A 24,774-nucleotide genomic window follows, 5' to 3' on the forward strand; every position below is an offset into this window, starting at 1 on the left:
TGTTACATGCCTGTTCATTGATGAATGGAATGGGTTCCTAGAAAGAGTTTGAATAATCGAAAACGTCGATGTGGAAAAGGAACTTTATGCTAGAATAAACTATACAGGTTGGTTATTAAGCAATCGGGCCAGATTCATAAGTATGTAACTTTTCCTTAGTAATTACGACTAACCTTTATACCATAATAAATTAAGTCGTAGAGGGGGCAATTATGAATCTAAAACTGTTTTTAATTACGTTTGTTTTAGCTTATATATTAATAAGTTTACCTGCAATGTTAGGGATAGGATCCGTGATTGATTGGGTTCCAGAAGCAACATGGTATCAAAAGTTTAAAGGATATGTAGTTGATGGACTTCTAAATAAATTTTTTATAAAAATTATAATAGCAAGTACTCTGGGAATTATTGTTAGCTTAATTAACTCTAAGCGTCAGTATTCAAAATGAAATCCGTTGTTTTGGAAAAAGTATATTTAAACATTCGGGCGCGTTTATGGAGAAGATTTCTTTGTAGTTGGCTAGTTGATCGGAGCGGAAGCCGGCGACTCCGGGAGGATCAGCGTGACAGGTGAAACACCCGGCGAAGCAAAGCGGAGCGGTGTGGTTCACCGCACGCCCTCCGGAACGCGTCCGGCTGCAGCGCAGATCAACGGTTTAAAACCACTATCTAATTAAAGGGCGCAATTATTGTATAAGAGTTTTGCACCCGATTCAGTAATAGAGCACAAATGGTTAAACAAACAATGCGCACTTATCATCAGCAAAACATAACAAATAAACGCTCGAAAACGAGCGTTTATTTGTATTTCTATTGTCAATCCATTGCCGAAACATACACCCATTAGGTTGCTGTTTGCATTGCTTTTAACGTTTTTTCCCATTAACCAAACCCGTTAGACTTTCACGATAGCGCTCTTTCATTACGCTAATACCCATCAAATCCGATTCCAAAAACGTTTTTTCGCGATGGCTTCGAGAAACTTTTCAGGGAAATTTGAGTTATCAGCGGCTGTTATGATGCCGGGTGCGTCTTGATCTTGGATGAATGATTCCTGGCCTGATGCCACGCCGATCGGTTTTAAATGCATAAACTGCATACGAATAAAGTCTTCGATATGCTGATCGAACATCATCTGATTTGCAGATGTGCCACCTACGACATAAATGGCATCATATAGCGCAGGGTGCGATGTCAAAAATGACTTGGCAGGGACGAGTTCGGTACCATCGTCACCTTTTACTGCTCCTAGTTTTTCGGAAACTACTTCGATCAAGACACCGTTTTTGGCGAGCATATCCAGTGTGTTATTTAATTCTTTTCCATCAAACCCGTTGCCGACTAAAACACCGACCTTCTGTGTCATCGGGGAATGCGGAGAATTGAGCTGGCTGAGGGAAGGATAGCTCTTGTCCGTTTTAACTTGCTTAGTCTTCGGCTTGTCTACGCCAACATTATCTGCAATCTGTGCAGCCATCTCCTCATCCACATTCGCCCACATCTCGACACTTTTTTGACGAAGGTCTTGATTGTTTACACTGCCGATATGAAAGCTGAAAGACTCAACGAGGTCGTCTTTTTCCGGCTTGCTTAGACTGTTCCAGAATATTCGGGCCTGCGTGAAATGATCTTCGAATGAATCGCTCGGTTGTTCACGAGTAATATTTCCTTCAACTTTGCCGGGATAATTTTCATATCCACCTTCTTCCGGTGGGGTTTCAGCGGGCGTATTATTAGCAAGTGAATTATTGTGATAATGAACAGTGCCAGTGTCAATCGGAACCTTGTAAGAACCGTCACGAAGATTATTATTCACTTCTGCGATGGGTCGGTTGACTGGTAGCTCTTCGTAGTTCGGTGTATTCTGACGGTAAAGTTCTGTGTCTCGATAAGCAAATGAACGGCCCTGTAGTACGGGATCATTCGAAAATTCAATACCTGGTACGACATTTGACGGATTGAATGCAGACTGTTCCTCTTCAGCGAAGAAATTGTCAACCAAGCGGTTCAATGTCATCTTCCCGATGATCTTAACAGGGATCACCTCTTCAGGCCATAACTTCGTATCATCTAGAATATCAAAGTCATACTTGAATTCATCTTCCTCCGCGATCAGCTGTACGCCTAGTTCGTATTCAGGGTAGGAACCTGTTTCGATCGCTGTAACTATGTCACGTCTATGATAGTCAGGATCTACACCGCCTATCAGATTGGCTTCATCCAGCTTAAGGGAGTGAACTCCGAGTTTCGGCTTCCATACAAAACGGACGAAAGTCGACACACCTTGATCATTTACGAAACGGAAAGTATTGACTGGATAACCTTCCATCATCCGCCAGCTTCTTGGCCGTCCTCGCATCGACATCAGCCACATGATCATATGAGCGGACTCAGTATTACTGACAACGTAATCCCAGAAATTATCGTGTGCGACCGTTGCCTGAGGCAGATCGGTCTTTGGGTTAGGCTTGGCGGCATGTGTCACTTCCATGAATTTCATCGGGTCGGATAGGACGAAAACAGGAAATTGCAATGAAAGTGAATCATAATTCCCTTCTTCTGTATAAAATTTTACCGCGAAGCCGCGAATATCTACGGCTGTATCTTTTGAGCCCTTGCTTCCAACAAAATTGGAAAAACGGACGAAAACAGGCGTTTTCTCTCCCACATTCTGCAAGAACTTTGCCTTCGTGTAATCTTTCATAGACTCATAGACCTCGAAATCTCCATAGACACCAAAACCTCTTGCATGGACTACTTTCTCAGGTATCCGCTCACGGTGGAAATGCGATTGCTTCTTATAAAAATGAAAATCTTGCATGAGAAGAGGCCCACGTTTTCCCGCACGCAATGACTTTTGATCATCAGATACTTTCATGCCGCTTTCCTCAGTCATTTGCTTGCCGGGTCCAGTGTTTTCTTTACGGTATGGCTCCAGCTGCTGATCTTTCTTGTCTTGCTTGTGACTCTGCTGATTATGCTTATCCATCCACACATCATCCTTTTCAGTAAGTTTTTTACTAGTAGGAACTGACAAGTGATTTCCTTTAGGTACAATATTTCCCCGGAACATCTCCTTCTAAACCAAAATCAGCGTGCACCCCGATGAACAAGTAGCGCTCGTAGAAGTGTATCCTTACACTTTCCATGTCAAATTAGTTTTAAAGCGATCATCTTATGGAAGCTATAAACATAAAAAGAGAGCCAAAACAACTGGCTCTCCTCGCATAAATCATCTCAGTTATTCTTCTGAAAGTACTGCCGTTGCAACTCACGCACTTGCTCTGTATACCCTTCTATCGGCCCGACTACTTCAATAGCAGGAACCATTTCTTGAATCGGATAACTTTTCACAGGAGCAGGCGTCGTCACCCCCATCTCTTTCTTCCACTGGGCTAACTGTTTCGATGAACTCGCATACACAATCCGTCCCAAACCGACTAATCCATGGGCTGACGCACACATCGGGCAATGCTCACCTGACGTAAATACTGTCGCCTTCGCTCTATCTTCTGCATCCATATGGTCTGCAGCCCAGCGCGCTAAAGCAAATTCTGGATGTTGCGTCGGGTCTCCCCCACTTGTACGATTATGATCTTCAGCTAGCACTTCACCATTCGCTGAAACCAACACCGAACCAAATGGCTGATCTCCTTTATGGAGAGCTATTTCCGCCAAATCGACAGATCGTTGTAAGTGTTTCATTTCATTTTCTTGTAACATGAATGAATCCCTCCTTGTTCTTCACTTCCCTTTATAACACTTCGCTTAACATACTTACACAGTTATGTTTCTCATTCTTTCTATCTACTCCTTTACTCCTCAACTAGGAATCAATAACCATATTCTCATTTACGTAGTTTACCTAGTAGATAGGCGGGTACAAAGTAAGCACAATGCAAAAAGGATGTGATGGTATGAAAGCAGTAACATTTCAAGGTAAGAAATCAATGGTCACAAAAGAAGTGAAAGCTCCTAGTATCCAAGAAAATAGTGATGTAATCGTACGCATTACGACAAGCGGTATTTGTGGATCAGACTTGCATCTGTATCATGGCGGAATTGTGCCCGAGAAAGATTATGTAGTCGGGCATGAGCCAATGGGAATTGTCGAAGAAGTAGGTTCTGAAGTCAAAACTTTAAAGAAAGGCGACCGAATCGTCATTCCATTTAATATAGGGTGCGGAGAATGTTTCTTCTGTCAACATGAAATGGAAAGTCAATGTGATGAATCCAATCCACACGGTGAAGTAGGAGGGCTATTTGGATTTGCTGAGCCCAATGGAAATTACCCAGGTGGCCAAGCGGAGTATTTACGTGTTCCATACGCGGACTTCACATCATTTAAAGTTCCGGAAAATAGCGAACTGGATGACGAACATCTTGCGTTGTTGTCAGACGTCATTCCAACAGCGTATTGGAGTGTCCTTCATAGCGGATTGAAAAAAGGCGATACCGCCATAATTCTCGGCTCCGGCCCTATTGGATTAATGGCACAAAAATTTGCTTGGATGCAAGGAGCGAAACGAGTCATTTCAGTAGACCACGTCGATTATCGTTTAGAGCATGCCAAGAAAACGAATAAAGTAGAAACGTATAATTTTAAAGAACATGACGAGATCGGCAAATTATTGCATGAAGAAACAAAAGGTGGCGCAGACGTCGTCATTGATTGTGTAGGGATGGACGGAACGGTACAACCAGGCGAAACGTTCGGATCTAGTGGAGATAATCAATTCGGCACAATCAGCCCGATTGTCACAGCTTCAGAAGTCGTACGGAAATTTGGTACCGTTCAATTAACAGGCGTTTACGCAACAGATGCAAACAATTTCCCACTCGGTGATTTCTTCACACGTAACGTTTCATTGAAAATGGGCCAAGCACCTGTCATTCACTTAATGCCTGAGCTATTTAAAAAGATCGAAGCAAAAGAGTTCGATCCGACAGATATTATTACACACAAAGTAAAATTGGAAGACGCAGCAGATGCTTATTCCATTTTTGATAAGAAAGAAGACGGTTGTATTAAAGTATTGATTCAACCATAAACTATACAAACGCGATGAGTTGTTCATCGCGTTTTTTTGCGGATAATATGTTGGTATATTTCACTCACCCACCTTGCTTCAAAGTCCCATATTCTTCGCGATAATCACTTTCATAATTTCATTTGTCCCCGCATAAATCGAATTAACTGCCACATCACGATACCTTCTGGCGATCTCGTATTCTTCCATATAGCCGTAGCCGCCATGAAATTGCATACATTGGATCGCCACGTCTTGCGCCAAATCACTCGTCCACCATTTGGCCATCGATACTTCATCTACTACGTTTTTGCCCCGCATATGCTCGATAATTAAACGATCAACAAATGTTTGACCAATGGTTGCTTTCGTTTGCATCTCTGCCATCTTAAATTGCGTGTTTTGGAAATCACCAATTCGCTGACCGAAAGCTTGTCGCTCTTTCACATACGCTAACGTTATATCAATCATTCGCTGCACAGAAGCTACACTTTGAATGGAGCACATCAAACGTTCTTGTTGCAATTTCTCCATCAAATAGTAGAACCCTTTCCCTTCCTCGCCCAGAAGGTTTTCTGCAGGGATCGATACATCTCCAAAAATCAATTCACTCGTGTCATTCGCATGTTGTCCTACCTTATTCAGCTTCTTCCCTCTTGTAAACCCATGCATTCCTTCTTCCACTACGAGCAAGCTGATGCCTTTATGAGCAGGTGAGGCGGTAGGATCCGTTTTACAGACGACAATGACGAAGTCGGCAGAAAAGCCATTGGTGATGAACGTCTTTTCCCCATTCATAATGTAACGGTCTCCCTTTTTTATCGCCGTTGTCTGAACTGCAGCGAGATCAGAACCTGTGCCTGGCTCCGTCATTGCAATGGCACTAATCATATCTCCGGTTACAGCTTTCGTGAGCCAACGTTCTTTCTGTTCATCCGAACCAAAAGATTGTATATAAGGAATAACAATATCATTATGCAGTCCAATTCCACCGATACCGCTTGCCACTTTTTCAAACTCTTCACTAATGACGACAGCATAGCCAAAATCCGCGCCTATCCCGCCGTATTTTTCTTCAACAGACGGTGCGATCAACCCTTGAGCAGCAGCTTTCTTCCAAAATGATCGAGGGACTTGTTTTTCTTTCTCCCACTTCTCTATATAAGGTACGGCTTCTTTCTGTAAAAATTTACGTACGGATTTTCGAAGCTGTTCATGCTCTTCTGTCATAAATGGTCTCATCATGCATATGACACTCCTTTACTCCCCTTTAAGAAAGCTTCTATTTTTATACATGAGGATTAACAGGTCGATTGGAAACTAATGCTTCCCGAATGCGATATTTCAACACTTTCCCTGATGCATTTGCTTGATCAATCAATGAAGCGTACTCTTCATCAAACAGCACAACACGCGCATCACTATCATCCAATATATACGACACTTCGATAGCGGTTAAGCGGAAATTCACAGGTACCGTAATCGCCCCTGCTTTTAAAATGGCATAGTAAACGATGATAAATGTATCGGAGTTTTTCATCATGAGCGCTACTTTATCACCTTTTTTCACACCATGCTGAATGAGTCCATGTGACAGTTTATTCACCTCTTGATTCAGCTCGCGATACGTATAACGTCGATCCTCGTAAATAGTTGTTGTTTTCCAGACGCGAAAAGTCCTTCCTTCAATACCAACGGCAACATCATACGGATCGAGTTCTACTTACTATTCTCCAAGTACTGCGGCTGTATGCTCACCTAGCGAAGGCGCTAGATTTTGAATTTTGCCAGGTGTTCTCGACAACTTAATGGGCGTTGCGATATGCCTCACTGGTCCAATTTCTGGATCCTCTACTTCCTGAATCATCCCCCGGGCCTTAACTTGTGGATCATCAAGTACTTCTTCGAACGACAGAACCGGTGTTACACACGCCGCGACCTCATCGAATATTTCCATCCATTGCGCGCTTGTCTTCTGCAATAAAATCGCAGCAATTTCTTCTTTCATCTGCAGCTGGACGTCTACCGGGTCATGCAAGTTCTCTGTGAACTCTTCTTTTCCAATGACTTCGCAAAACGCACGCCAAAATTTTAATTCAAATGCACCGACAGCCAACCATTTGTGATCTTTCGTTTCGTACACCGCATAAGACGCACGCTTACCACTTAAATCTAGTTCACCTCTTTGCGGCTGTTGCCCTGTCGCAAGAAATCCCGGAAAGAATGTAGGCATCCACGAAAGCACACCATCCATCATCGAAATATCGACCATTTGCCCAATACCTGTCTTCTGTCTTTCAAACAATGCCAGCATGATTCCCATTGCTGCGGGATACGCACCCCCTCCAATATCTGCAATTTGCGTAGCAGGAATTTGTGGCGCACCGTGTCGTTCCCCCATCGCATCTAGCAGGCCCGCATAACCAATGTAATTTAAATCATGACCGGGCAGAGTAGCGTATGGGCCGTCCTGTCCGTAACCCGTGATCGCACAATACACAAGCCCTGGATTGATTTCATTCAACACTTCATAATCCAATCCGAGCCGCTTCATAACGCCTGGTCGGAACGATTCGATCACAACATCCGCATCTTTGACAAGCTGCTTAAAACGTTCTTTGTCTTCCACGTCTTTTAAATTCAGACAAATACTCTTTTTATTACGATTCAATGAATGAAAAAGTGCACTCACTTCCCCTACCTTAGGCAATTCTGCTCGCGCATAGTCTCCGGTGTGATGCTCTTCAATTTTGATCACCTCTGCACCAAAATCCGCAAGTAGCATCGAACAATACGGCCCCGGTAACAAGCGGGATAAATCGAGTACCCGAATAGATTCTAATGGCATTGAAACCTCTCCTTTACGCATCTTCATTCATCATCCAATTAATCTAATCGTTCCAAGATCGTCGCATTTGCCATGCCATGCCCTTCACACATCGTCTGCAGTCCGTAACGGCCGCCCGTTCTTTCTAATTCACTCATCATCGTACTCATCAAGCGTCCGCCACTTGCGCCAAGCGGATGACCAAGAGCGATGGCTCCACCGTTTGGATTTAGTTTCTTTGGATCGGCACCTGTTTCTTTCAACCAGGCAATCGTCACTACAGAAAAGGCTTCATTGACTTCAAAAATGTCAATATCATCAAGTGTTAGTCCTGACTTTTCCAAAGCCTTTTGAGTCGCGGGGATCGGCCCTGTCAGCATAAGCGTCGGATCAGAACCTACCACTACGCGAGTCAGTACTTTAAACCTCGGCTTCAATCCGAGTTCTTCTGCCTTTTCGCGTGACATTAACAGAATTGCATTGGCTCCGTCACTAATCTGACTGGAGTTTCCAGCCGTTACATCACCATGTTCTCTAAAGGGAGTTTGTAATGAACTCAATTTCTCCATCGTCGTATCTTCTCTCGGCCCTTCATCATCTTTCACTATTAAGTTTGTACCGTCAGGAAGTGTTACTTCAATCGGCATGATTTCTCGATCAAACCGCCCTTCTTTCCGTGCATTCACAGCCTTCTTATTGCTTTCGAGCGAGTAGCGGTCCATTTCTTCTCTTGAGATCTCCCATTGTTCAGCAATTCTTTCTGCCGACTCGCCTTGGTGGACCATTTCGTACTTCGATGTGATTTCCTCGCTGAATTTCACGTCCAGCCGACTGCTTCCCATCGGCACTCGTGACATGCTTTCGACGCCGCCAGCCACCACCACATCCATATCGCCACTGATAATCGCTTGCGCCGCGAAATGTACAGCTTGCTGGCTTGACCCACATTGTCTGTCCACTGTCGTTCCCGGTACTTCCACTGGATATCCTGCCTGCAAAGCTGCAACCCGAGCGATATCAAATGATTGTTCCCCTACTTGCGATACACAGCCGAAGATGACATCCTCTACTAGCTCCGCATCAATGCCCGCTCGTTTAACGACTTCCGCCAGCGGCTTGGCTGCTAAATCTTCCGCGCGTACTGTGCTCAATACACCATTTCTTTTCCCTACCGGTGTTCTGACCCATTCCACAATGACTGCTTCTCTCATAGTCAATCCCTCTTTCTCACATAGTTTTGTAAGCCCTTACATTTCACATCTTCTATAGACACTGATTATTTAGGTTGCATGCGGACTGCTCCATCAAGACGTATGACTTCCCCGTTCAGCATCGTATTTTCGCAAATACTTTTCACCAATTGTGCGTATTCATCCGGGTAGCCGAGCCGTGAAGGAAAAGGCACCATCGCACCGAGGGATTCTTTAGCTTTCTCCGGCAATGAAGCGAACATCGGGGTTTCAAACAAGCCCGGTGCAATCGTCATGACGCGAATGCCTTCTGAAGCCAAATCTCTCGCAAGCGGCAAGGTCATACTGACGATTCCACCTTTAGATGCCGCATACGCCACTTGACCAATTTGTCCGTCAAATGCGGCCACAGACGCCGTATTCACAATGAATCCTTTTTCTCCTTGATCATTCGGTTCATTTTTCGTCATATGTTCAACAGCGAGACGAATCGTATTAAACGTCCCAATTAAATTAATTTGAATGACCTTGCTGAAGTTCCCCAGATCATGCGCACCTTTTCTGCCGCTATAGGTTTTCTCCGCCACCCCAATACCCGCGCAATTGACGACGGCATTGATTTTGCCGAAAGTGCTCACCGCATGATCCAAAGCCGCTTGAACACTTTCCGTACTCGTGACATCCGTCTTGACGTATGATGCACCATCTCCGAGTTCTTTGACCAGTTTATTCCCACGTTCTTCTTGTAAATCCAAAATTGTTACCTTTCCCCCTGCCGCAATAATCTCCCTCGCAGTAGCTTCCCCAAGTCCTGAAGCGCCTCCTGTAATTACCGCTGACACATAATCCATGTTCATATATACTTCGCTCCCTTTCTTATCCTTTTGATATCTAGTCCTACAATAGAATTTTCAATAAATAATCCGCAATGGAATTAGCCAATTCTTCTATACTTTTACTACCTTTTGGAGAATACCAGATGACTGCATGATTCATCGCCCCTAGGATAATATGATTCACAATCTTAATATCTACTTGTACAAAACTTCCGTCTTCCACCCCTTGTTGAATCAGTCTGTCCATACAGTCACTGTATTGATTTCTAAGCCGTAAGATCTCTTGTAAATGCGCCCCTTCAAACACTTGATCCGGTTTAACCCCAATAAAGAAATCTGTTCTTTCTGAAATGACATACTCCATGTGAACGACCATAGCCTTCCGAAGTTTTGCTACAGAAGGAAGTTCTTCTGCCAACACATGTTGGAGGTGCTCCATACTTTGTTCCAACAGTAGTTTATGACTCTCATACACAAGTGATTCTTTATCTTTAAAATAATAGTAAACGGACCCCTTCGTCATGAGTAACTTCGCTGCAATATCTTCCATCGTCGTGGCATGATATCCCTTTTCCGCAATAACACTCATAGCAGATTGGCGAATCTCCTCTTTTTTCTTTTCCACTTTCTTCTCTCGTAATGACATGACCTTCTCACCTCCTTCATGCTGCCAGTTTCTACCTTACGTGCATTATGAATTTTCAGACTTTGAATGTCAAGTCAATTTTTAACGTTTGAGTATTTTTTACAAGTACCAGGTCTCTCAAGATTGTTATTATTATCAAACTAGTCAATCAGATCGGCATTTCACCAGGCTATTTATGATAAGATGATTAGTACCAGTATCACAAAAAGGAGCGTGCAAAATGAAAAAATATCAGAAACGCACTGTATATATTTCAATCATCGCACTTGCTTTCTTCTTACTATTATCTCTATTTACACAGCAATGGGGTTTCTTTTTATGGAGTCTATTACCTGTTTTCATCGTGTTGCTGACTACGTTTTCCACAAAGTTTGACAAAAGAGATCATGAGAAATAAATAGGTGTATGTTGTCGTAATATGCATCTTTTTGAATAATTCCGCTGCTGGCTTAAGTTGAAGTTTATTCAAAGTAAAGTCAATAACAAATGAGGTACCAGGTTCCGACACAATTTTAAATTGTATCGGGAACTGGTACCTCATGAAAAATTTCAATCAATATATAGTTACGCTCTACTTATCTAAATTCTCAATAGCATAATTAGCTTCTTCTTGTGTAAACTTTTCACCATATGAAGAAGTCAACTGATCTCTTATTCCTTCAGGTGACATACTCATCGTTTCTTGATACGTCTTCGCTTTTGCTAGGGCATTTTCATTATAATCAGCTTGTAGATTTTCCATTGCGTACTGGGCTTCTTCGTCAGTAAACTTTTCTCCATTTTCAGAAGTGAGTTGTTCATGTATGCCTTGTTTTGACATATGCATAGTGTCAGAATAGGTTTCAGCCTTTTTCAACGCATTTGCCTTCCAATCAAACTCAAGACGACTCATTGCATATTCTGCTGCTTCCGCTGAAAACTTTTCTCCATATTCCGAAGTTAATTGTTCAGTTATAGCTTTTTTAGACATATTCATCGTTTTAGCATACGTTTCTGCCTTTTTCAAAGCGGATTTATGTTCACTCGGAACATCATCCTCTACCGGCTTCTCTTCTTCTACTGGTTCAAAAGTTTCTGTCTCTTCCTTTTTCAGATCATCCTGTACTGGCTCAGCAGCAACCGGCTTACTCTCCTCTTGGTCTGCCACCTCATTGTCCTCATCGCTACTGTTGACAGCAGATAGAATAATGACAATTGCGATCAACCAAACCCACCACTTTTTATAAAATGGCTTTTTCTTTTTTTGATTTTCTTCCATTTCCATTCCCCCATTCAATGATCTCGATTTCGCCGTACAGACGGCAATTGCTCAAAAAAGTTTCAACATATATTAATTTAATTTAATTATAAGTATCAATTTCCGGTACTACTCTGAATAAAAAAGCACCAGACCCTCAAACAATTTAGCATTGTCAAGAATCTGATGCCTATTACCATCTAGTATTCAATAGTTTTACATACCCACCCCAGACACAATTCTGAATTGTTTTTGAATTGTGTCGGGACCTGGTACCAAAACAAACCGTGTCACACCCTAAAACTCCCGATTCCACAAAGGCATAAACCATTTAACTCCCCGCCGATTAACAGGAAGGACCTTCATATCCGCAAGCAAATGACTAACATACCCCGCAAGCCCTGCAGCAATCAGACCATCAATCGGCCACTCAGCATACAAATGCTTCAAAATATACGCATAGAACACCATCCCCATAATAGAATGCGTATATGACCTATGCGGCAAGAACGATGCAATGATTATATAGCTACCAGCGAGTAAAATGCCTAACGACTGGCCAAGGACGAAACCAAGAAGCATGACGAGAATACCGGTAATCGTGAGCATCCGTCGTTGTGTGATGATCCGTGAAACAATAAGTAGCAGGAGACCGATACCGCCATACACATAAATATCTCGGCTCAGTCCCTCTGTAAATACTTGAAAGATGAGCGTCAGTAAAATCACGATGCCAGCAGTCTCCATCAGCCATTTGCTGACTTTCTTACTCAGTGTGATACTGTTGCTCGCGAGCCCGTTGGTGTCAAGATCCGGAACAACGCCCGATATTCCACCGACCGCCGCGCCAATCAACGCCGTCTTGATATCAGGCTGCACAGCGTATCCCGCGACGGCCCCGACTGCTGTACCGATCAATAGATGTGAAGTGCCTTTCATATGTAAACCTCTCTAGCTGTATAGTGTACGGTCGAATGAAGAACGTATATTCGTTCCGTCGTTTCTAGTATACCGATTGCTGAATGAAATAGGAAACATTCCGTTACGCCAAAAAACGACCGAGAATAACCCCAGTCGTTTTACATTCATTAAAAGAAATATAAACCAATACTAATAATAGCTCCGCTCACTACAAGGACGAAAATGCAAAAGCCCATAATATCTTTTGCACGAAGTCCTGCGATCGCAAGTGCCGGCAAAGCCCAGAACGGCTGAATCATATTCGTCCAGGCGTCACCCCATGCAATCGCCATAGCGGTCTTCGAATAGCTCACGCCGAGTGTCTGTGCCGCATCCAACATGATAGGCGCTTGCACTGCCCACTGCCCGCCACCGGACGGTACGAAAAAGTTCACCAGCCCTGCTGCAAAGAAAGTGAATAATGGAAACGTACTTTCTGTCGAAATGGAAACAAACCATTCGGACATGACACCAGCTAATCCTGAAGCCACCATCATGCCCATAATCCCTGCGTAGAACGGGAATTGAATGATGATGCCACCCGCTGTTTTCACCGCAGTCGTAACAGCCGCAAGAAAACGTTTCGGTGTACCATGAAAAATGACGCCAAGGATCAAGAAGATAAAATTCACTATATTTAAGTTTAAATCGAACCCTTTCGTAATGAAATGCTGGACGAGATAAATGACACCAAGCGCACCAATGAGCATGGAAATTATGACACTGTTTTCAAGTTTGCTAGCCGGCGTGTAATCTGTATCTTTCTCCACTTCGATAGGCTCTTCTAATAGTTTCGGATCCACCGTAACGGTATCTTCAGGTTTTGGCATCATGAAACGATTCAAAATCGGAATGATAATGAGAAGCGCCACGACAATGAGTAGATTGTACGTGGAGAATATCGTTTCAGATGTATGAACAACACCCATTATATCAGCGAATGGATGATCTTCAGTCGCAATCGACAGCGGAATGGAACCACCTAGACCACCATGCCAAATAATCATACCCGAATAAGCACTAGCAATTAATAGGCGGTAGTCCACATTCGTTACTTTCTTTGCGATTTCTTTTGCAAAAAGAGCCCCAATAACAAGACCGAACCCCCAGTTAATCCAACAAGCGATCAATGCTACAACGGAAACGAGTATAATGGCGGAACCAGGTGATTTGGCGATACTTGCAAGCGTGCTTAATAATTTCTTGAATACAGGGCTAATTGCTAAAACATAACCCGCGACTAGCACAATAACCATTTGCATCGTAAAGGATAAAAGACCCCAGAATCCATCTCCCCAATGCACGACCATGTCGAGCGGACCGGAATCCGTGAATCCTAGACCGAGCCCAAATACAACCAATGTTAAAATAGCAACGAAAATATATGGATCTGGTAAATATCGTTCCATTAACGTGTTGGACCATCTAGTTAACAGCTTCATAGTATATCCCCCCTATATTTCTCCATCACTATATAGACTACTTAGTTAACTCTTCAAATAAAGTCTTGGTCTTTCACGAATATTTCCCATTAACACATAAAAGTATCAATCTATACTTCTAGTTCTCTTTGCAATGAAGAGCTGCGATATGGCCGAATGTCATGCCAGGTCCAATTGTCGCGCCAGGTCCTGGATACGATTCACCCATGACGGCAGCCGAACAGTTGCCGCACGCGTACAGCCCTTTTATTGGCGTACCATCCTCTTTCAGTACACAGGCATGCGTATCAATGACGACGCCGCCCTTCGTTCCAATATCTCCCGGATAAATCTTCAATGCGTAAAAAGGTCCTTTATTGAGCGCATCGAGATTGGGGTTTTTCAATGTCGGGTCGCCGTAATACTGATCATGCGTAGTTTCGCCTCGATGGAAATCCAAATCCTTTCCAGTCTTCGCAAATCCATTGAACCGTTCAACCGTCTTCACCAGATTCCCTTTTGGCATCGCCAATTGCTCTTCCAATCCTGCAATCGTTTCGCTCTTTAGAACTACACTATGTTCATAATATTCTTTAGGGAAATCTTGTCCGGGGAACAACCCCGCGAAAAGATGACGTTTCTTTGCCTTATGATCTAGGATAATCCATGAATGGATGGCCTTGCCACCTGTCTTGTTATGATGTGCATACATCGTATCCACAAATTCGTGGTATGGCGTCGGCTCATTGATATAACGGTTGCCATCTTGATCTGTAATAATCATAGACGGAATAGCCCGGTCCGCCACTAAGAAAAATGGCATGCCTGTATGGTCAATGATGGACGGCGCGCCCCACACCTTATCCATGAAGCCAAGTTTCGCACCAAGCTCTTGTGCAGGTTCCAATAAATCCCCTGTTTGCCCTTGCGGAGAGGATGTCCAATTTTTATCCGTCGGCGCTGGAAGATACTTCTCACGATACGACTGTTTCTGGGAGAATCCACCCGAAGCAAAAATGACTCCCTTCGATGCCTTCACGCGCGTTTCTTCACCGTTTTTCATAACCTTGATACCGACAATTGAATCGTCCTCTATAATGAAATCAACGAACGGACTGTCTAGCCATAGCTCACCGCCCAGCTCTTTATATGTCATCGCAAGCCTACCAATTAATGCCTGGCCTAAAGCCGAATAATTGGCTCTCAAAACCAAGTGCTTGACCAAACGCCAACCAAGCGTCAAGCTTCTCTTCTTTCCCGTCCACGTTCTCGTAATCATATTAATATGACGGAAATCCTGGCCTGTCATAACGAATCCTTTCGTATCCATCGCAGGAGGCTTCATCCGCGCTCTCCAACTGCCGAGCTTGTTTAGATTAAAAACTGTCGGCTCAATCGAACGTCCTTCACCTTTTCCACCTGCTAAGTGAGGATAATAGTCTGAGTAATCTTTGGCATACGTAAACCGCATATACTCGGATGTTTCATGGAGATAATCCATCAAGTCGATCCCTTTCTTCAAATAAGTCTCTTTCATCTCATCCGAAGTCTTGTCACCGACCGTAGCATCCAAATACGTCTTGGCCTCTTGAAAACTGTCCTGTACTCCCCCTTCGACTAAATAGCGATTGTTCGGAATCCACACACCGCCCCCCGAAAGTGCTGACGCTCCTCCGAATACTTTCTCCTTTTCAATTAGAACCGTCTTCAAGCCTTCCTTCTTTCCCGTGATCGCTGCCGAAAATCCCGATGCTCCTGAACCGACTACAATGACATCATATTCATAATCCCACTCCATCAAAATTCCTCCTTTTTTACTTACCAGCGCTTATATAGGCAACGCCGCCAGTTCACAAGCCTAGTGGAAGCTGGTTGCCCTCAGCCTGTATGTAAATTATATGCATATACTTAACGTATTATTTTGTATCACTTGTAAAAAATATACTATTCCCTTAATCTCGCAGATGAAACGCACCCAACTTGGTATGAAGAAGTACATGTTAAATTGTTTCTAAATTGTGTGGGGACCTGGTACCGTTCTAAACCATATAGTTGATTTCACAACCAGTTGGGCGTATGTTGTTCAATAGAAAAAGCAGGACCCAATCTATCCAATGAAATGGGTAGTCGTAAACATGTATGTAACCTATAAAGAACAGTAACGAAAAGGAGTGTTTTTCATGGTAGGAGTTATGGAAGGTAAAGCAGGACTAGTAACAGGATCGGGTTCAGGTATCGGAAGAGCCACTGCCATTGCATTAGCAAAAGCAGGCGCAAAGGTGATGATCTCTGACGTCAGTGAGGAAGCAGGGCAAGAAACCGTGCAACTGATCCAAGATTTTGGCGGGGAAGCAGCTTTTTTCAAATGTGACGTAAGTGATGAAGAACAAGTAATCGGACTGGTAAATAAAACAGTTGAAACATTTGGCAAGCTAGACTTTGCACATAACAATGCAGGCATTAACAAAGGGTTAAAGCCAATTGGAGAAATGGATTCGAAAGACTGGGATATTACGCTTAAAGTCAATCTGTACGGCACGTTTTACTGCATCAAGCATGAAGTAAACGCTATGCTCAAAGCAGGCGGCGGTGCAATCGTCAATACAGCATCGGGTGCGGGTATTGAAGGCTCACCAAACATGGCGCCGTATACAGCGTCTAAACATGCCATTGCAGGCCTTACGAAATCGGTAGCATTAGAATACGGCCAACAAGGTATTACGATCAATTCTATTGCGCCAGGTGCAACGATTACACCGGCTATTGAAAGCTGGTCCAAAACTTCGCCAGAACAATACCAAGGCGTACTGGCTTCCCTTCCAGCCGGAAGAATGTCTACCGCAGAAGAACAAGCGAATGCTGTGGTATTCCTATGCTCAGACTTCGCAAAATCAATTAGCGGTGTCACACTTGCGGTGGATGGCGGATATACTGCGGGTAAAATGCAACAATGATGTATGTAAAAAGAGTGGATCAGGCATACAGCCCAATCCACTCTTTTTAGTATTTACCAGGATATACAGTTAAATTTCTCGAGCAAGTTAAAACCTGTCGCCTACCTATTCTCCATACATTCATGAATGGTTTCTAAGTAGTGTAGGCGTACCCAACTCACGGAAGCAACTTCCCATGAACTAAGCTCCACGATTCACCGTCATTCAACTCATTCATATTCACTTCGATATTCCCGCCTAAATAAACCGTCTCTCCTTGGATCGCCACAACCATCGCCTGTAGAATCGGTTTTTTTGTGTTGCATTGGTACACTTCACCTATTTTAGGTTGATGCGCTTCAGGCACAATGACCTTCGACTTTTCTTCTACTTGTTCCGTAATATAATCAGCATCTGGAATTTCCAAATCAATAATATTTGCACCGTCTTGAAGCCCTGGCATCATCACCCAATACTCGTTATGTTTAATACCATTGGATTTATTACTGATAACGCCATGACGTTCAATGGAAGACACCATTTCAATCGCATGTAGATGGTGATGATCTAAAGAATCTGGCTGCGGATTGATGATTAATATATAATCGCCTACTTTAGCTTTCTCATCTTTATGCAAAGTATATCGTTTATGATTCACGACAAAACTATCTAAATGTTTTGGTTTATACAAATTGATTTCTTTAGCCGTTGCCAACTGTTGTTCAAAGTCTTCGAGCCGGATCAAATGAACCGACTGCTTAAAAAAGGCTTTTACAGAATAGACTTTATGCAGCTTATTTTGATAATAAACGAATTGGCCTTTTCTTACATTTAAAAGATTCAATACAATTCACACCTTGTTAAGTATTTTCTGCAGTCTACTGCCTTTTCATGCAGAATATACCTTAATCATATCAACAATTACTAATTTACGATATCAAATTGGATTAATTACGAAAAAATTTAGTTAAAAATCGCAATGACTGGAATACAAAAACTCTCCGCACTACATGCTGAGAGTTTTTCCTGTTTGGATATGAAAATCAAGTACCAGATGACACTTATGCATCCGCTTGTTTTTTCTTTTTTTCCAAATACGCGGTACGTATTTTATCAAGTTGTTGCTTTTTATCAAACTGGGCCGGCTTGTTTTTTTCATGATACTTTGCCACAGACGCCTTACCTTTACTATCCAATTGATACTTCCCCATTGTATTCACCTACTGTCCCTGTCATCTTGGAAGACCATCTATTCAACACATGTACGTCGTTTTTTACTGAACTAGATTTTCTTACTTTATTAGTATACCCTACATCTGACGTTTATCAGTAATTTTTTCTATGGATCTCGCACCTACTTTACCACAGGCTCCGTCACCGTTAACGTTTGATTTTCTGTATTCATACGAACACTAGCCCCAATAGGTATCGTAGCCTTATAGAAACCATGTGCGGTGGCTAAGTTGGTCATTAACGGTTTGCCGAGTGGAACTAGAAAATCATTGATCAAATCTACGTAACTTTTCCCGTAGGCGGAACTACAGTTCGTGCATTGCCCCATAATAATGCCTGCGCAATCGTCAAATTTCCCTGCCATCACTAAGTGGTTTACGTATCGATACACCGTATTAATCGGTTCATGGGTCTCTTCCAAAAGAAATATTCTGCCCTCTGTGTTGATTTCATAAGACGTGCCTAACGTACCCATGAATGATGTAAGATTTCCACCAATAATCGGTCCTGTAACATTACCAGGAACCAATCCGTGAAGCGGAACCCCAGGTGGATTCTTAATTTGCCAAGGTGCCGTAACGGTCGATGTCGCTGCAAAGAATTGATTGAAATTATATGCGGGAGTTTCTGGAATAAAATCTAACAATAATAAACTTTGAAAACCGATGAGATCGCCATACTCAAACAATGCATTCAATAACACCGTGATGTCGCTATATCCTGAAACAATTTTAGGATTTTGCTTAATGACGTTAAAATCAAGGAATGGCAAAATACCTGCCACTCCGACGCCACCGCGAGTAGGTAAAATCCATTTCACTTCTGGATTTTTAAACATCTTCATTAAATCCGAAGCCCTTTGTCGAGGCGTCGCTGCAAGAAAGCCGTTCGCGGAATACACATGTTCACCTACCACGACTTTGTATCCCATCGTTTGCAACATCCGAATCCCTTCCGTAATGCGATTAGCTGCCATCGGACTTCCAAGCGTTACAATCCCTACTGTATCACCTTTTCTCAATCGCTGCGGTTTCGTAGCCATGAGCTAGTCGCTCCTCTCCCCTTGTAGGTAACATAGACATATTCTGTCGTAGTAGCATATGTTGAGGAGTCTTTTTTGGGCACTCTGCGTGGGGCGGTGCCTGGCGTGGGACGTCGCGGCGCGGAACGGTACCCGGAACGGTACCAGGTCCCCACACAATTCCAGCACAATTCTGAATTGTTTCCGAGTTGTGTAGGGACCTGGCACCGTACAACCGCAAAAAACTCCGCCAGTTTAGATCAACTAGCGGAGTCTGTTATTCAAAGTATATCGATATGTAGTTTCGTACGCAAATACTTATAAAGTCACTTACTCACGATATCTAGACACCACGTGAAATTTTCCCATGCCGAATTCCAGCCGCTAAAAAGCTCGTGCGAATCATCCCAACGAACCTCAAATTTCTTTTGCCCGTCTACTTCTACCAAATACAGCGCCAATGTAGAATCTTCCTTCGACGTCGCTAACAGCATACCATTTTGTAGTTCTTCTTCGCTAAACGACACATCTGAAACCGATCGCAACTGTGCTTGCTCAAATACCTGTTTATTACTGATTCTATAATTCATAAAGTCCCTCCACTCAACCATTTATTCTTGAAATGCATTCATACTTCGTCCGTAATGTAGAGAAGTACAGAAGTACATATTATACTTATTAACTAGTGAAATCAATAACAAGTCCCCACACAAATCCAAATCAATTCAGAATTGTTTCCGATTTGTGTGGGGACCTGGCACCGTATCGACACCGCACCCACGTTGATATGATATGATTTACATAACTAAAGAACGTCAAAGTAGAGGGATACGACTATGTTTATTTTTTTATTTATCACGATTCTCATTCTGGCGATGATCGTCAAACAGCTTGGATATAAGCCAGTGATTTCCACAGTGGCCGGTGCCCCCCTTATGTCGATGGGCATTGCATGGAAGAGTGTCGTTTCCGTATACTTTCCTTCTGCAACTAGCGCTGTGTTTTACGTGATTATTCTCGGGGCTTTCTGGGTATTGATTCATTATCTATTCGATGTGCTCCAGAAAGATTTTTATTTGCTTCATGTTCAAGATCCCATATCGAGTTTTTCGATCGGCACTTGGATCGCGTCGGTTTCGATCATACTTATTTTGCTGACGGATCATCATATAACTAGTTCAATGGAAATACTATTTTATATCAATCTCATGTTTTGGTTGATTTATATTGGACTCGTGATCAGAAATTACTTGTTCATTTTCACCAATTTGAAAAAGTATATACATCAAATCCATGGCGGATTGCTACTGACATGTGTATCTACTCAATCCATTGTTATTTCGGGCTATCATGTTTTTGATGGCGCGGCGTGGACGGTCTACGCTACTAGTCTGATCGTTATGGGATCCCTATTTTACGCACTGAATTTTTTGTTGATTGTGTTCCGTTATGTAAGTGCTTCAGATAAAGACTTGACGGTCAACTGGATCAATACGAACTGTATTCTACACGGGGCTTTATCCATTACAGGCGTGGCACTTACATTCGCTCATCCTGCAGCTATCTCCCTCCTGTACATCGTTTGGATTCTTTCATTCGTCTTCTTCCTGATCATCGAAATGATTGAGATCGTATGGGCTGTTCAACGGATTCGAAAACTCGGCTGGCATCAGGGCATCTTCGTCTATTCACCCACGCAATGGGCTCGCGTTTTTACATTCGGCATGTTCCTGTTCTTCACCGAGCGAATTCCTACCAGCCAGCATCCTTGGATCGACGTGTTAGCACAGCCTCTGCAACTCTTCCTGCCGGCTGTGATTGTGCTATTAATCGTTGTTGAGCTTATGTTGATGAGCTTGGAAATGTTGAAACAGTACCAGGTCCCCACACAACTCTAACACAATTCAGAATTGTTTCCGAATTGTGTGGGGACCTGGTACCTAAGAAAAAGAAGCCAAAGATCGACAGTCGACCCTTTTGGCTCCTTAACACAACGTTCCTTATTCAACGGACTTCTTTGGTTTAATAAAAAACATACAAACAGCAATTAGTACGAAGGCCAGTAATGCCAAAAATGGGATCGTGACAAATCCAAACCAATTGATGTATTCGGCATTACAAGGCACTCCACTTACGCACGGTTTGACTCCTCCAAAACCCGGGATTTTCTGCTCTAAATAATGCATGAAGGAGATGCTTCCTCCAATAAGAGCTAACGGAAGCACGAACTTCTTAACCGTATTGTCATTCTGAAAAGTTGCAATCCCCAATAGTAAAGTAAGTGGATACATAAGTATGCGTTGATACCAACATAACTCACACGGAATATAGCCTTTCACTTCACTGAAATATAGGCTCCCAAACATAGCCACTAGCGAAACTACCCACGCCACATATAATAGGTATACCTGTGTCTTGGATTGACTTTCTTTATACTCCATCAGTCCACGTCCTTCTCCGCTTGCTCGATTGCCGCCTTAATTGCTTCGTAATCAAATGGATCCTCCATTACTTTCCCGTTTATGACAATAGTTGGAGTCATGGAAACACCGACTTCTCTTACTAACTCTTCATCGTGTTTAACACTCTCCATAGTCGCTTGTTGTTCCATGTCTTCTTTTAATAGGGCCTGATCAATCTCAGGGAAGCTACTCGCTACTTCAAGAACTTTATCAGGAGTGATCCATAGCGCATCATGATTTTCAGTTGGCTGTGCTTCAAACAATGCGTGATGGAAATCCCAATACATACTCGGGTGACGCTCCAAAACGGATTCAGCGGCAATCGACCCTAACGTCGATTCTTCACCGTGGAATAATACGTTCACGAATGCAAATTGAACTGTACCTGCTTCGATATAATCTGTAACTAATTTCGGATAAATCATTTCACCCCATGCTTTACATCCAGGACATTTGAAATCTCCAAATTCAACGATCGTGACAGGAGCCTCTTCATCCCCAAGTGTAGGTTGCCCAGTAATATCAATGTGCTTTATATCCGTTGGCGCGGATTCTTCTTTATTGCTGAATACCACGACTGCCGCCAATATGGCGACTGCCAATAGTGTTAAAATAACTACAAATTTCATATTTGAATTTTTATTCTGTTTCATCAAATACCTCTTCTCTCATCGTTATGATTGCATGCTAGACATAAATCCAAAATAAAGCGAAAGGACACTGAATATCCCCATGAAAAACGGGACAATTGCGGGCGCCTTTTTCTTGAAGCTAAATACGATCAGCCCCATGAAGATCATCGCTACTGTAAAAAATAGAATGTTTACTGTGTTAAAACCAAATTGCAAACTCATAGAAGGTTCAATAACCCCCGAATAAAAGTACTCAAAGTTTGCCGAAGGACCGCTACCTGCGAGAGTAGTCTCGATACTATGTGGTGGTTCCTGTTGCCCTAAGACGCCTGTCGAAACGAACGTAAAGAATAGCAGCACGCTTTCGAACTTCAACCACGGTATCGGATTCATTGGCTCGTTTCTTTTCAGTTTACGTTTAATCCAAAACCCGTTGATACAAGCAAAAAACAGAACAGGAATGATAGTCAAATGTTTCACCAATAAAGCTTGTCCATAAGGTAGCATCCATGCATCGCTATACTCATTTACATCGATCACCAATGTCATGAGAAATAAACCCGTTCCTCCAATCGTCAGAAAACACGCGATGGCCAATGGCGTAAACCAGCGTAAATAGGAAAGCCAATTCTCTGCGTTTTTCGAACACCAACCGACGATCAAGAGGATCCCCATCCATACCGTCACAGCTAGAAAGTGTAAAGAGTGAACAACGAATCCACTCCATTCGGTTAGCGACGCTCCATGACTTGCCCATCCTAGTGCTAGGAGCAAGACAAAGGTGAAAGCCAATGAAATGCCAGAAAGTACTTTGCTATTCAAGACTGAAAACAAAGAGACAAACAAATAAAAGAATACGGCAACTATGATCGTCACTGTCCATGCCTTTCCTACTTCAAACCCCGTAAGCACATTTTGCATCGTCAACAGTAGACCGATGTCTTCATAAAGAAATAAGATGACTCTAATCAGAGGGGCAATGGAAAAGAACACGACGCCTAGTATGGCCAACTGAAGTAGCCTCTTCGAAATACGGATTTCAGGTTTCAAACGTTCTGGAATGAATTGAATGATAAACGCGCCCATTAATAGGGAGAAACATAGATACAATAAACTTTCTGAAATATATATCCAAATCATTTAGGTTTGCCTTCTTCCTATGATCCAGCCGAAAAATCCACCAGCAATCGTAAATAAAACGACCAAGATGATCACTAGGACATCATTCGAAGCTATTTTTGATTGAACTTCCACTGGCTGCTCCACTTTTTCTTCTACTTGTTTTTCACTGGGCTGAACAGGTGTTTTTTGAACTTCTTCTGACGCGATCGGATCCTTTGATTCGTCTTGATTAACAACGAATGAATACGTTCCTTGTATCGGATGGCCATCCGCGCCGATAATCTTCCAGTCCACAGTATATGTACTAGGATCTAACGGAGATAAAATACCAGCTGTCATAATATGATCATTCACGCTGGTATGACTGACGGTTACTTCCTCATTCGCCTCGTTAAACACTTTCACCGTACTGGTGGCTTCGATTTTCGTATTAAAATCCAATGTAATCTCATGAATTTCTCCAAAAACCACTTCACCATCAGCGGGGGTAGCACTAGTTAGACCAGTATGTGCGGATACGGTATTTGCTGAGATGATGAATAACAAAATGGTCATCATGACAATATTTTTCCTCATCACTTCCCCCTTCACTTCCTTTCGATTGTACCAGCCACCCTAATTTTAAAAGGTGCGTACTATCTACTGTTCGCTTCTTTACCTATTGACTCTTGAGAAAGCGCATAGGTTCCAACTCTTCAAAACAAATGACAACGATATAAACCTTGTAATTTCTCTCTAAAATACCCTTTTTATTATGTACTAACAAGATTCTGTGTTGAACAACAACAGTCGTCCTTATAGGGGATTCACTATACATTTGACACACATATCAGTCATTGCTAATATGATAATAACAAAACGCATTAGTCATGTCTAATATAAGGAGTGATATATATATATGATACAAGAAGAATTAGAACTTAAAGTGAAGTTTTTGCGTGCATTTGGCGACAAAACCAGGGTGCAAATATTGGAATGCATCAAATACGAGGAAAAGACTGTCTCACAAATTGTTGAAAGTGTAGAAGGTAATCAGTCCAATATCTCGCAACACTTAGCTTGTCTAAGAGGTTGTGGAATTATTGTAGGAAGACAAGAAGGTAAATACGTCTACTATGGACTACGAAATCAACAAATTAAAGAATTACTAGACACATTTGATCAGGTGTTGAATCAAATTGAGAACAATGTCGCTTGCTGTGAAAATCATATAAGTTAAGGACG

General features: G+C 42.6%; 26 protein-coding genes. 6 read left to right on the forward strand and 20 right to left on the reverse strand.

Annotated elements, in window-relative coordinates; genetic code table 11:
• Window positions 1-212 precede the first annotated feature (212 nt).
• Window positions 213-449 (forward strand): hypothetical protein, encoded by a 237-nt coding sequence (locus CSV61_RS11455; RefSeq protein WP_099639322.1) that lies wholly within the window; start codon window positions 213-215, stop codon window positions 447-449.
• A gap of 488 nt (window positions 450-937) precedes the next feature.
• Here CSV61_RS11455 and CSV61_RS11460 read toward each other — a convergent pair whose 3' ends face one another.
• Entirely contained in the window at window positions 938-2,989 is a 2,052-nt protein-coding gene (locus tag CSV61_RS11460) for a catalase (protein WP_099639323.1), read from the reverse strand.
• A 248-nt stretch (window positions 2,990-3,237) separates the two neighbouring features.
• Window positions 3,238-3,723, reverse strand: coding sequence for a nucleoside deaminase (locus tag CSV61_RS11465; RefSeq protein ID WP_099639324.1), 486 nt, complete (start codon window positions 3,721-3,723; stop codon window positions 3,238-3,240).
• Window positions 3,724-3,917: 194 nt separating this feature from the next.
• On the opposite strand from CSV61_RS11465, the gene CSV61_RS11470 reads away from it, so the two are divergent.
• A complete protein-coding gene (locus tag CSV61_RS11470; RefSeq protein ID WP_083033152.1) occupies window positions 3,918-5,051 on the forward strand; it encodes an alcohol dehydrogenase catalytic domain-containing protein in 1,134 nt (377 codons plus the stop codon).
• A gap of 78 nt (window positions 5,052-5,129) precedes the next feature.
• Here CSV61_RS11470 and CSV61_RS11475 read toward each other — a convergent pair whose 3' ends face one another.
• From CSV61_RS11475 to CSV61_RS11500, 6 genes are all read right to left on the reverse strand, one after another.
• On the reverse strand, window positions 5,130-6,275 hold the full coding sequence (locus CSV61_RS11475) for an acyl-CoA dehydrogenase family protein (protein WP_199173619.1): 1,146 nt from the start codon (window positions 6,273-6,275) through the stop codon (window positions 5,130-5,132).
• A gap of 43 nt (window positions 6,276-6,318) precedes the next feature.
• Complete coding sequence (locus CSV61_RS11480) at window positions 6,319-6,720, reverse strand: AMP-binding protein (protein WP_099639325.1); 402 nt, start codon at window positions 6,718-6,720, stop codon at window positions 6,319-6,321.
• Between the two features lie 36 nt (window positions 6,721-6,756).
• On the reverse strand, window positions 6,757-7,878 hold the full coding sequence (locus CSV61_RS11485; RefSeq protein WP_099639326.1) for a CaiB/BaiF CoA transferase family protein: 1,122 nt from the start codon (window positions 7,876-7,878) through the stop codon (window positions 6,757-6,759).
• 38 nt (window positions 7,879-7,916) lie between these two features.
• Window positions 7,917-9,068, reverse strand: a complete 1,152-nt coding sequence (locus tag CSV61_RS11490; RefSeq protein WP_099639327.1) for a thiolase family protein — start codon at window positions 9,066-9,068, stop codon at window positions 7,917-7,919.
• 65 nt (window positions 9,069-9,133) lie between these two features.
• Window positions 9,134-9,904, reverse strand: coding sequence for a 3-hydroxyacyl-CoA dehydrogenase (locus CSV61_RS11495; RefSeq protein ID WP_099639328.1), 771 nt, complete (start codon window positions 9,902-9,904; stop codon window positions 9,134-9,136).
• A 40-nt stretch (window positions 9,905-9,944) separates the two neighbouring features.
• Complete coding sequence (locus CSV61_RS11500; RefSeq protein WP_099639329.1) at window positions 9,945-10,529, reverse strand: TetR/AcrR family transcriptional regulator; 585 nt, start codon at window positions 10,527-10,529, stop codon at window positions 9,945-9,947.
• Window positions 10,530-10,749: 220 nt separating this feature from the next.
• On the opposite strand from CSV61_RS11500, the gene CSV61_RS16950 reads away from it, so the two are divergent.
• Window positions 10,750-10,926 carry a hypothetical protein gene (locus tag CSV61_RS16950; RefSeq protein ID WP_199173620.1) on the forward strand — a complete coding sequence of 59 codons (177 nt, stop codon included), beginning with the start codon at window positions 10,750-10,752 and terminating at the stop codon, window positions 10,924-10,926.
• Window positions 10,927-11,100: 174 nt separating this feature from the next.
• On the opposite strand, the gene CSV61_RS11505 is transcribed toward CSV61_RS16950, so the two are convergent.
• The 4 genes from CSV61_RS11505 to CSV61_RS11520 all read right to left on the reverse strand — a co-directional run bounded on the left by CSV61_RS11505 (window position 11,101) and on the right by CSV61_RS11520 (window position 15,945).
• On the reverse strand, window positions 11,101-11,787 hold the full coding sequence (locus CSV61_RS11505; RefSeq protein ID WP_099639330.1) for an Ltp family lipoprotein: 687 nt from the start codon (window positions 11,785-11,787) through the stop codon (window positions 11,101-11,103).
• Between the two features lie 276 nt (window positions 11,788-12,063).
• Entirely contained in the window at window positions 12,064-12,705 is a 642-nt protein-coding gene (locus CSV61_RS11510; protein ID WP_099639331.1) for a metal-dependent hydrolase, read from the reverse strand.
• Between the two features lie 149 nt (window positions 12,706-12,854).
• A complete protein-coding gene (locus CSV61_RS11515; protein WP_099639332.1) occupies window positions 12,855-14,168 on the reverse strand; it encodes a short-chain fatty acid transporter in 1,314 nt (437 codons plus the stop codon).
• 118 nt (window positions 14,169-14,286) lie between these two features.
• Complete coding sequence (locus CSV61_RS11520) at window positions 14,287-15,945, reverse strand: FAD-dependent oxidoreductase (RefSeq protein WP_199173621.1); 1,659 nt, start codon at window positions 15,943-15,945, stop codon at window positions 14,287-14,289.
• A gap of 382 nt (window positions 15,946-16,327) precedes the next feature.
• On the opposite strand from CSV61_RS11520, the gene CSV61_RS11525 reads away from it, so the two are divergent.
• Window positions 16,328-17,101, forward strand: a complete 774-nt coding sequence (locus CSV61_RS11525) for an SDR family NAD(P)-dependent oxidoreductase (protein WP_099639334.1) — start codon at window positions 16,328-16,330, stop codon at window positions 17,099-17,101.
• A gap of 157 nt (window positions 17,102-17,258) precedes the next feature.
• On the opposite strand, the gene CSV61_RS11530 is transcribed toward CSV61_RS11525, so the two are convergent.
• From CSV61_RS11530 to CSV61_RS11545, 4 genes are all read right to left on the reverse strand, one after another.
• Window positions 17,259-17,924 (reverse strand): hypothetical protein, encoded by a 666-nt coding sequence (locus CSV61_RS11530; protein WP_099639335.1) that lies wholly within the window; start codon window positions 17,922-17,924, stop codon window positions 17,259-17,261.
• A gap of 217 nt (window positions 17,925-18,141) precedes the next feature.
• A complete protein-coding gene (locus tag CSV61_RS16955) occupies window positions 18,142-18,291 on the reverse strand; it encodes a hypothetical protein (protein WP_099639336.1) in 150 nt (49 codons plus the stop codon).
• Window positions 18,292-18,434: 143 nt separating this feature from the next.
• A complete protein-coding gene (locus CSV61_RS11540) occupies window positions 18,435-19,355 on the reverse strand; it encodes a S66 peptidase family protein (protein WP_099639337.1) in 921 nt (306 codons plus the stop codon).
• Window positions 19,356-19,660: 305 nt separating this feature from the next.
• Window positions 19,661-19,924 carry a hypothetical protein gene (locus CSV61_RS11545; RefSeq protein WP_083033189.1) on the reverse strand — a complete coding sequence of 88 codons (264 nt, stop codon included), beginning with the start codon at window positions 19,922-19,924 and terminating at the stop codon, window positions 19,661-19,663.
• 246 nt (window positions 19,925-20,170) lie between these two features.
• On the opposite strand from CSV61_RS11545, the gene CSV61_RS11550 reads away from it, so the two are divergent.
• Window positions 20,171-21,232: a TDT family transporter gene (locus tag CSV61_RS11550; protein ID WP_099639338.1), complete on the forward strand. Its 1,062-nt coding sequence runs from the start codon at window positions 20,171-20,173 to the stop codon at window positions 21,230-21,232.
• 102 nt (window positions 21,233-21,334) lie between these two features.
• Here the strand turns inward: CSV61_RS11550 and CSV61_RS11555 are convergent, their stop codons facing one another.
• Genes CSV61_RS11555 through CSV61_RS11570 form a run of 4 tightly spaced genes read right to left on the reverse strand, consistent with a single transcriptional unit; the run spans window position 21,335 to window position 24,126 of the window.
• Window positions 21,335-21,775 carry a disulfide oxidoreductase gene (locus CSV61_RS11555; protein ID WP_099639339.1) on the reverse strand — a complete coding sequence of 147 codons (441 nt, stop codon included), beginning with the start codon at window positions 21,773-21,775 and terminating at the stop codon, window positions 21,335-21,337.
• Window positions 21,775-22,449, reverse strand: a complete 675-nt coding sequence (locus tag CSV61_RS11560) for a DsbA family protein (RefSeq protein WP_099639340.1) — start codon at window positions 22,447-22,449, stop codon at window positions 21,775-21,777. Before CSV61_RS11560 ends, CSV61_RS11555 begins: the two co-directional genes overlap by 1 nt.
• A gap of 21 nt (window positions 22,450-22,470) precedes the next feature.
• Window positions 22,471-23,568 (reverse strand): copper resistance D family protein, encoded by a 1,098-nt coding sequence (locus CSV61_RS11565; protein WP_099639341.1) that lies wholly within the window; start codon window positions 23,566-23,568, stop codon window positions 22,471-22,473.
• A complete protein-coding gene (locus tag CSV61_RS11570) occupies window positions 23,569-24,126 on the reverse strand; it encodes a copper resistance CopC family protein (RefSeq protein ID WP_099639342.1) in 558 nt (185 codons plus the stop codon).
• 322 nt (window positions 24,127-24,448) lie between these two features.
• Here CSV61_RS11570 and CSV61_RS11575 point away from each other — a divergent pair, with 322 nt between their 5' ends.
• Window positions 24,449-24,769 (forward strand): ArsR/SmtB family transcription factor, encoded by a 321-nt coding sequence (locus CSV61_RS11575; RefSeq protein ID WP_083033205.1) that lies wholly within the window; start codon window positions 24,449-24,451, stop codon window positions 24,767-24,769.
• The last annotated feature ends 5 nt before the right edge of the window (window positions 24,770-24,774 follow it).

It is taken from the genome of Sporosarcina sp. P3, from assembly GCF_002743415.1.
Lineage (GTDB): Bacteria > Bacillota > Bacilli > Bacillales_A > Planococcaceae > Sporosarcina > Sporosarcina ureae_A.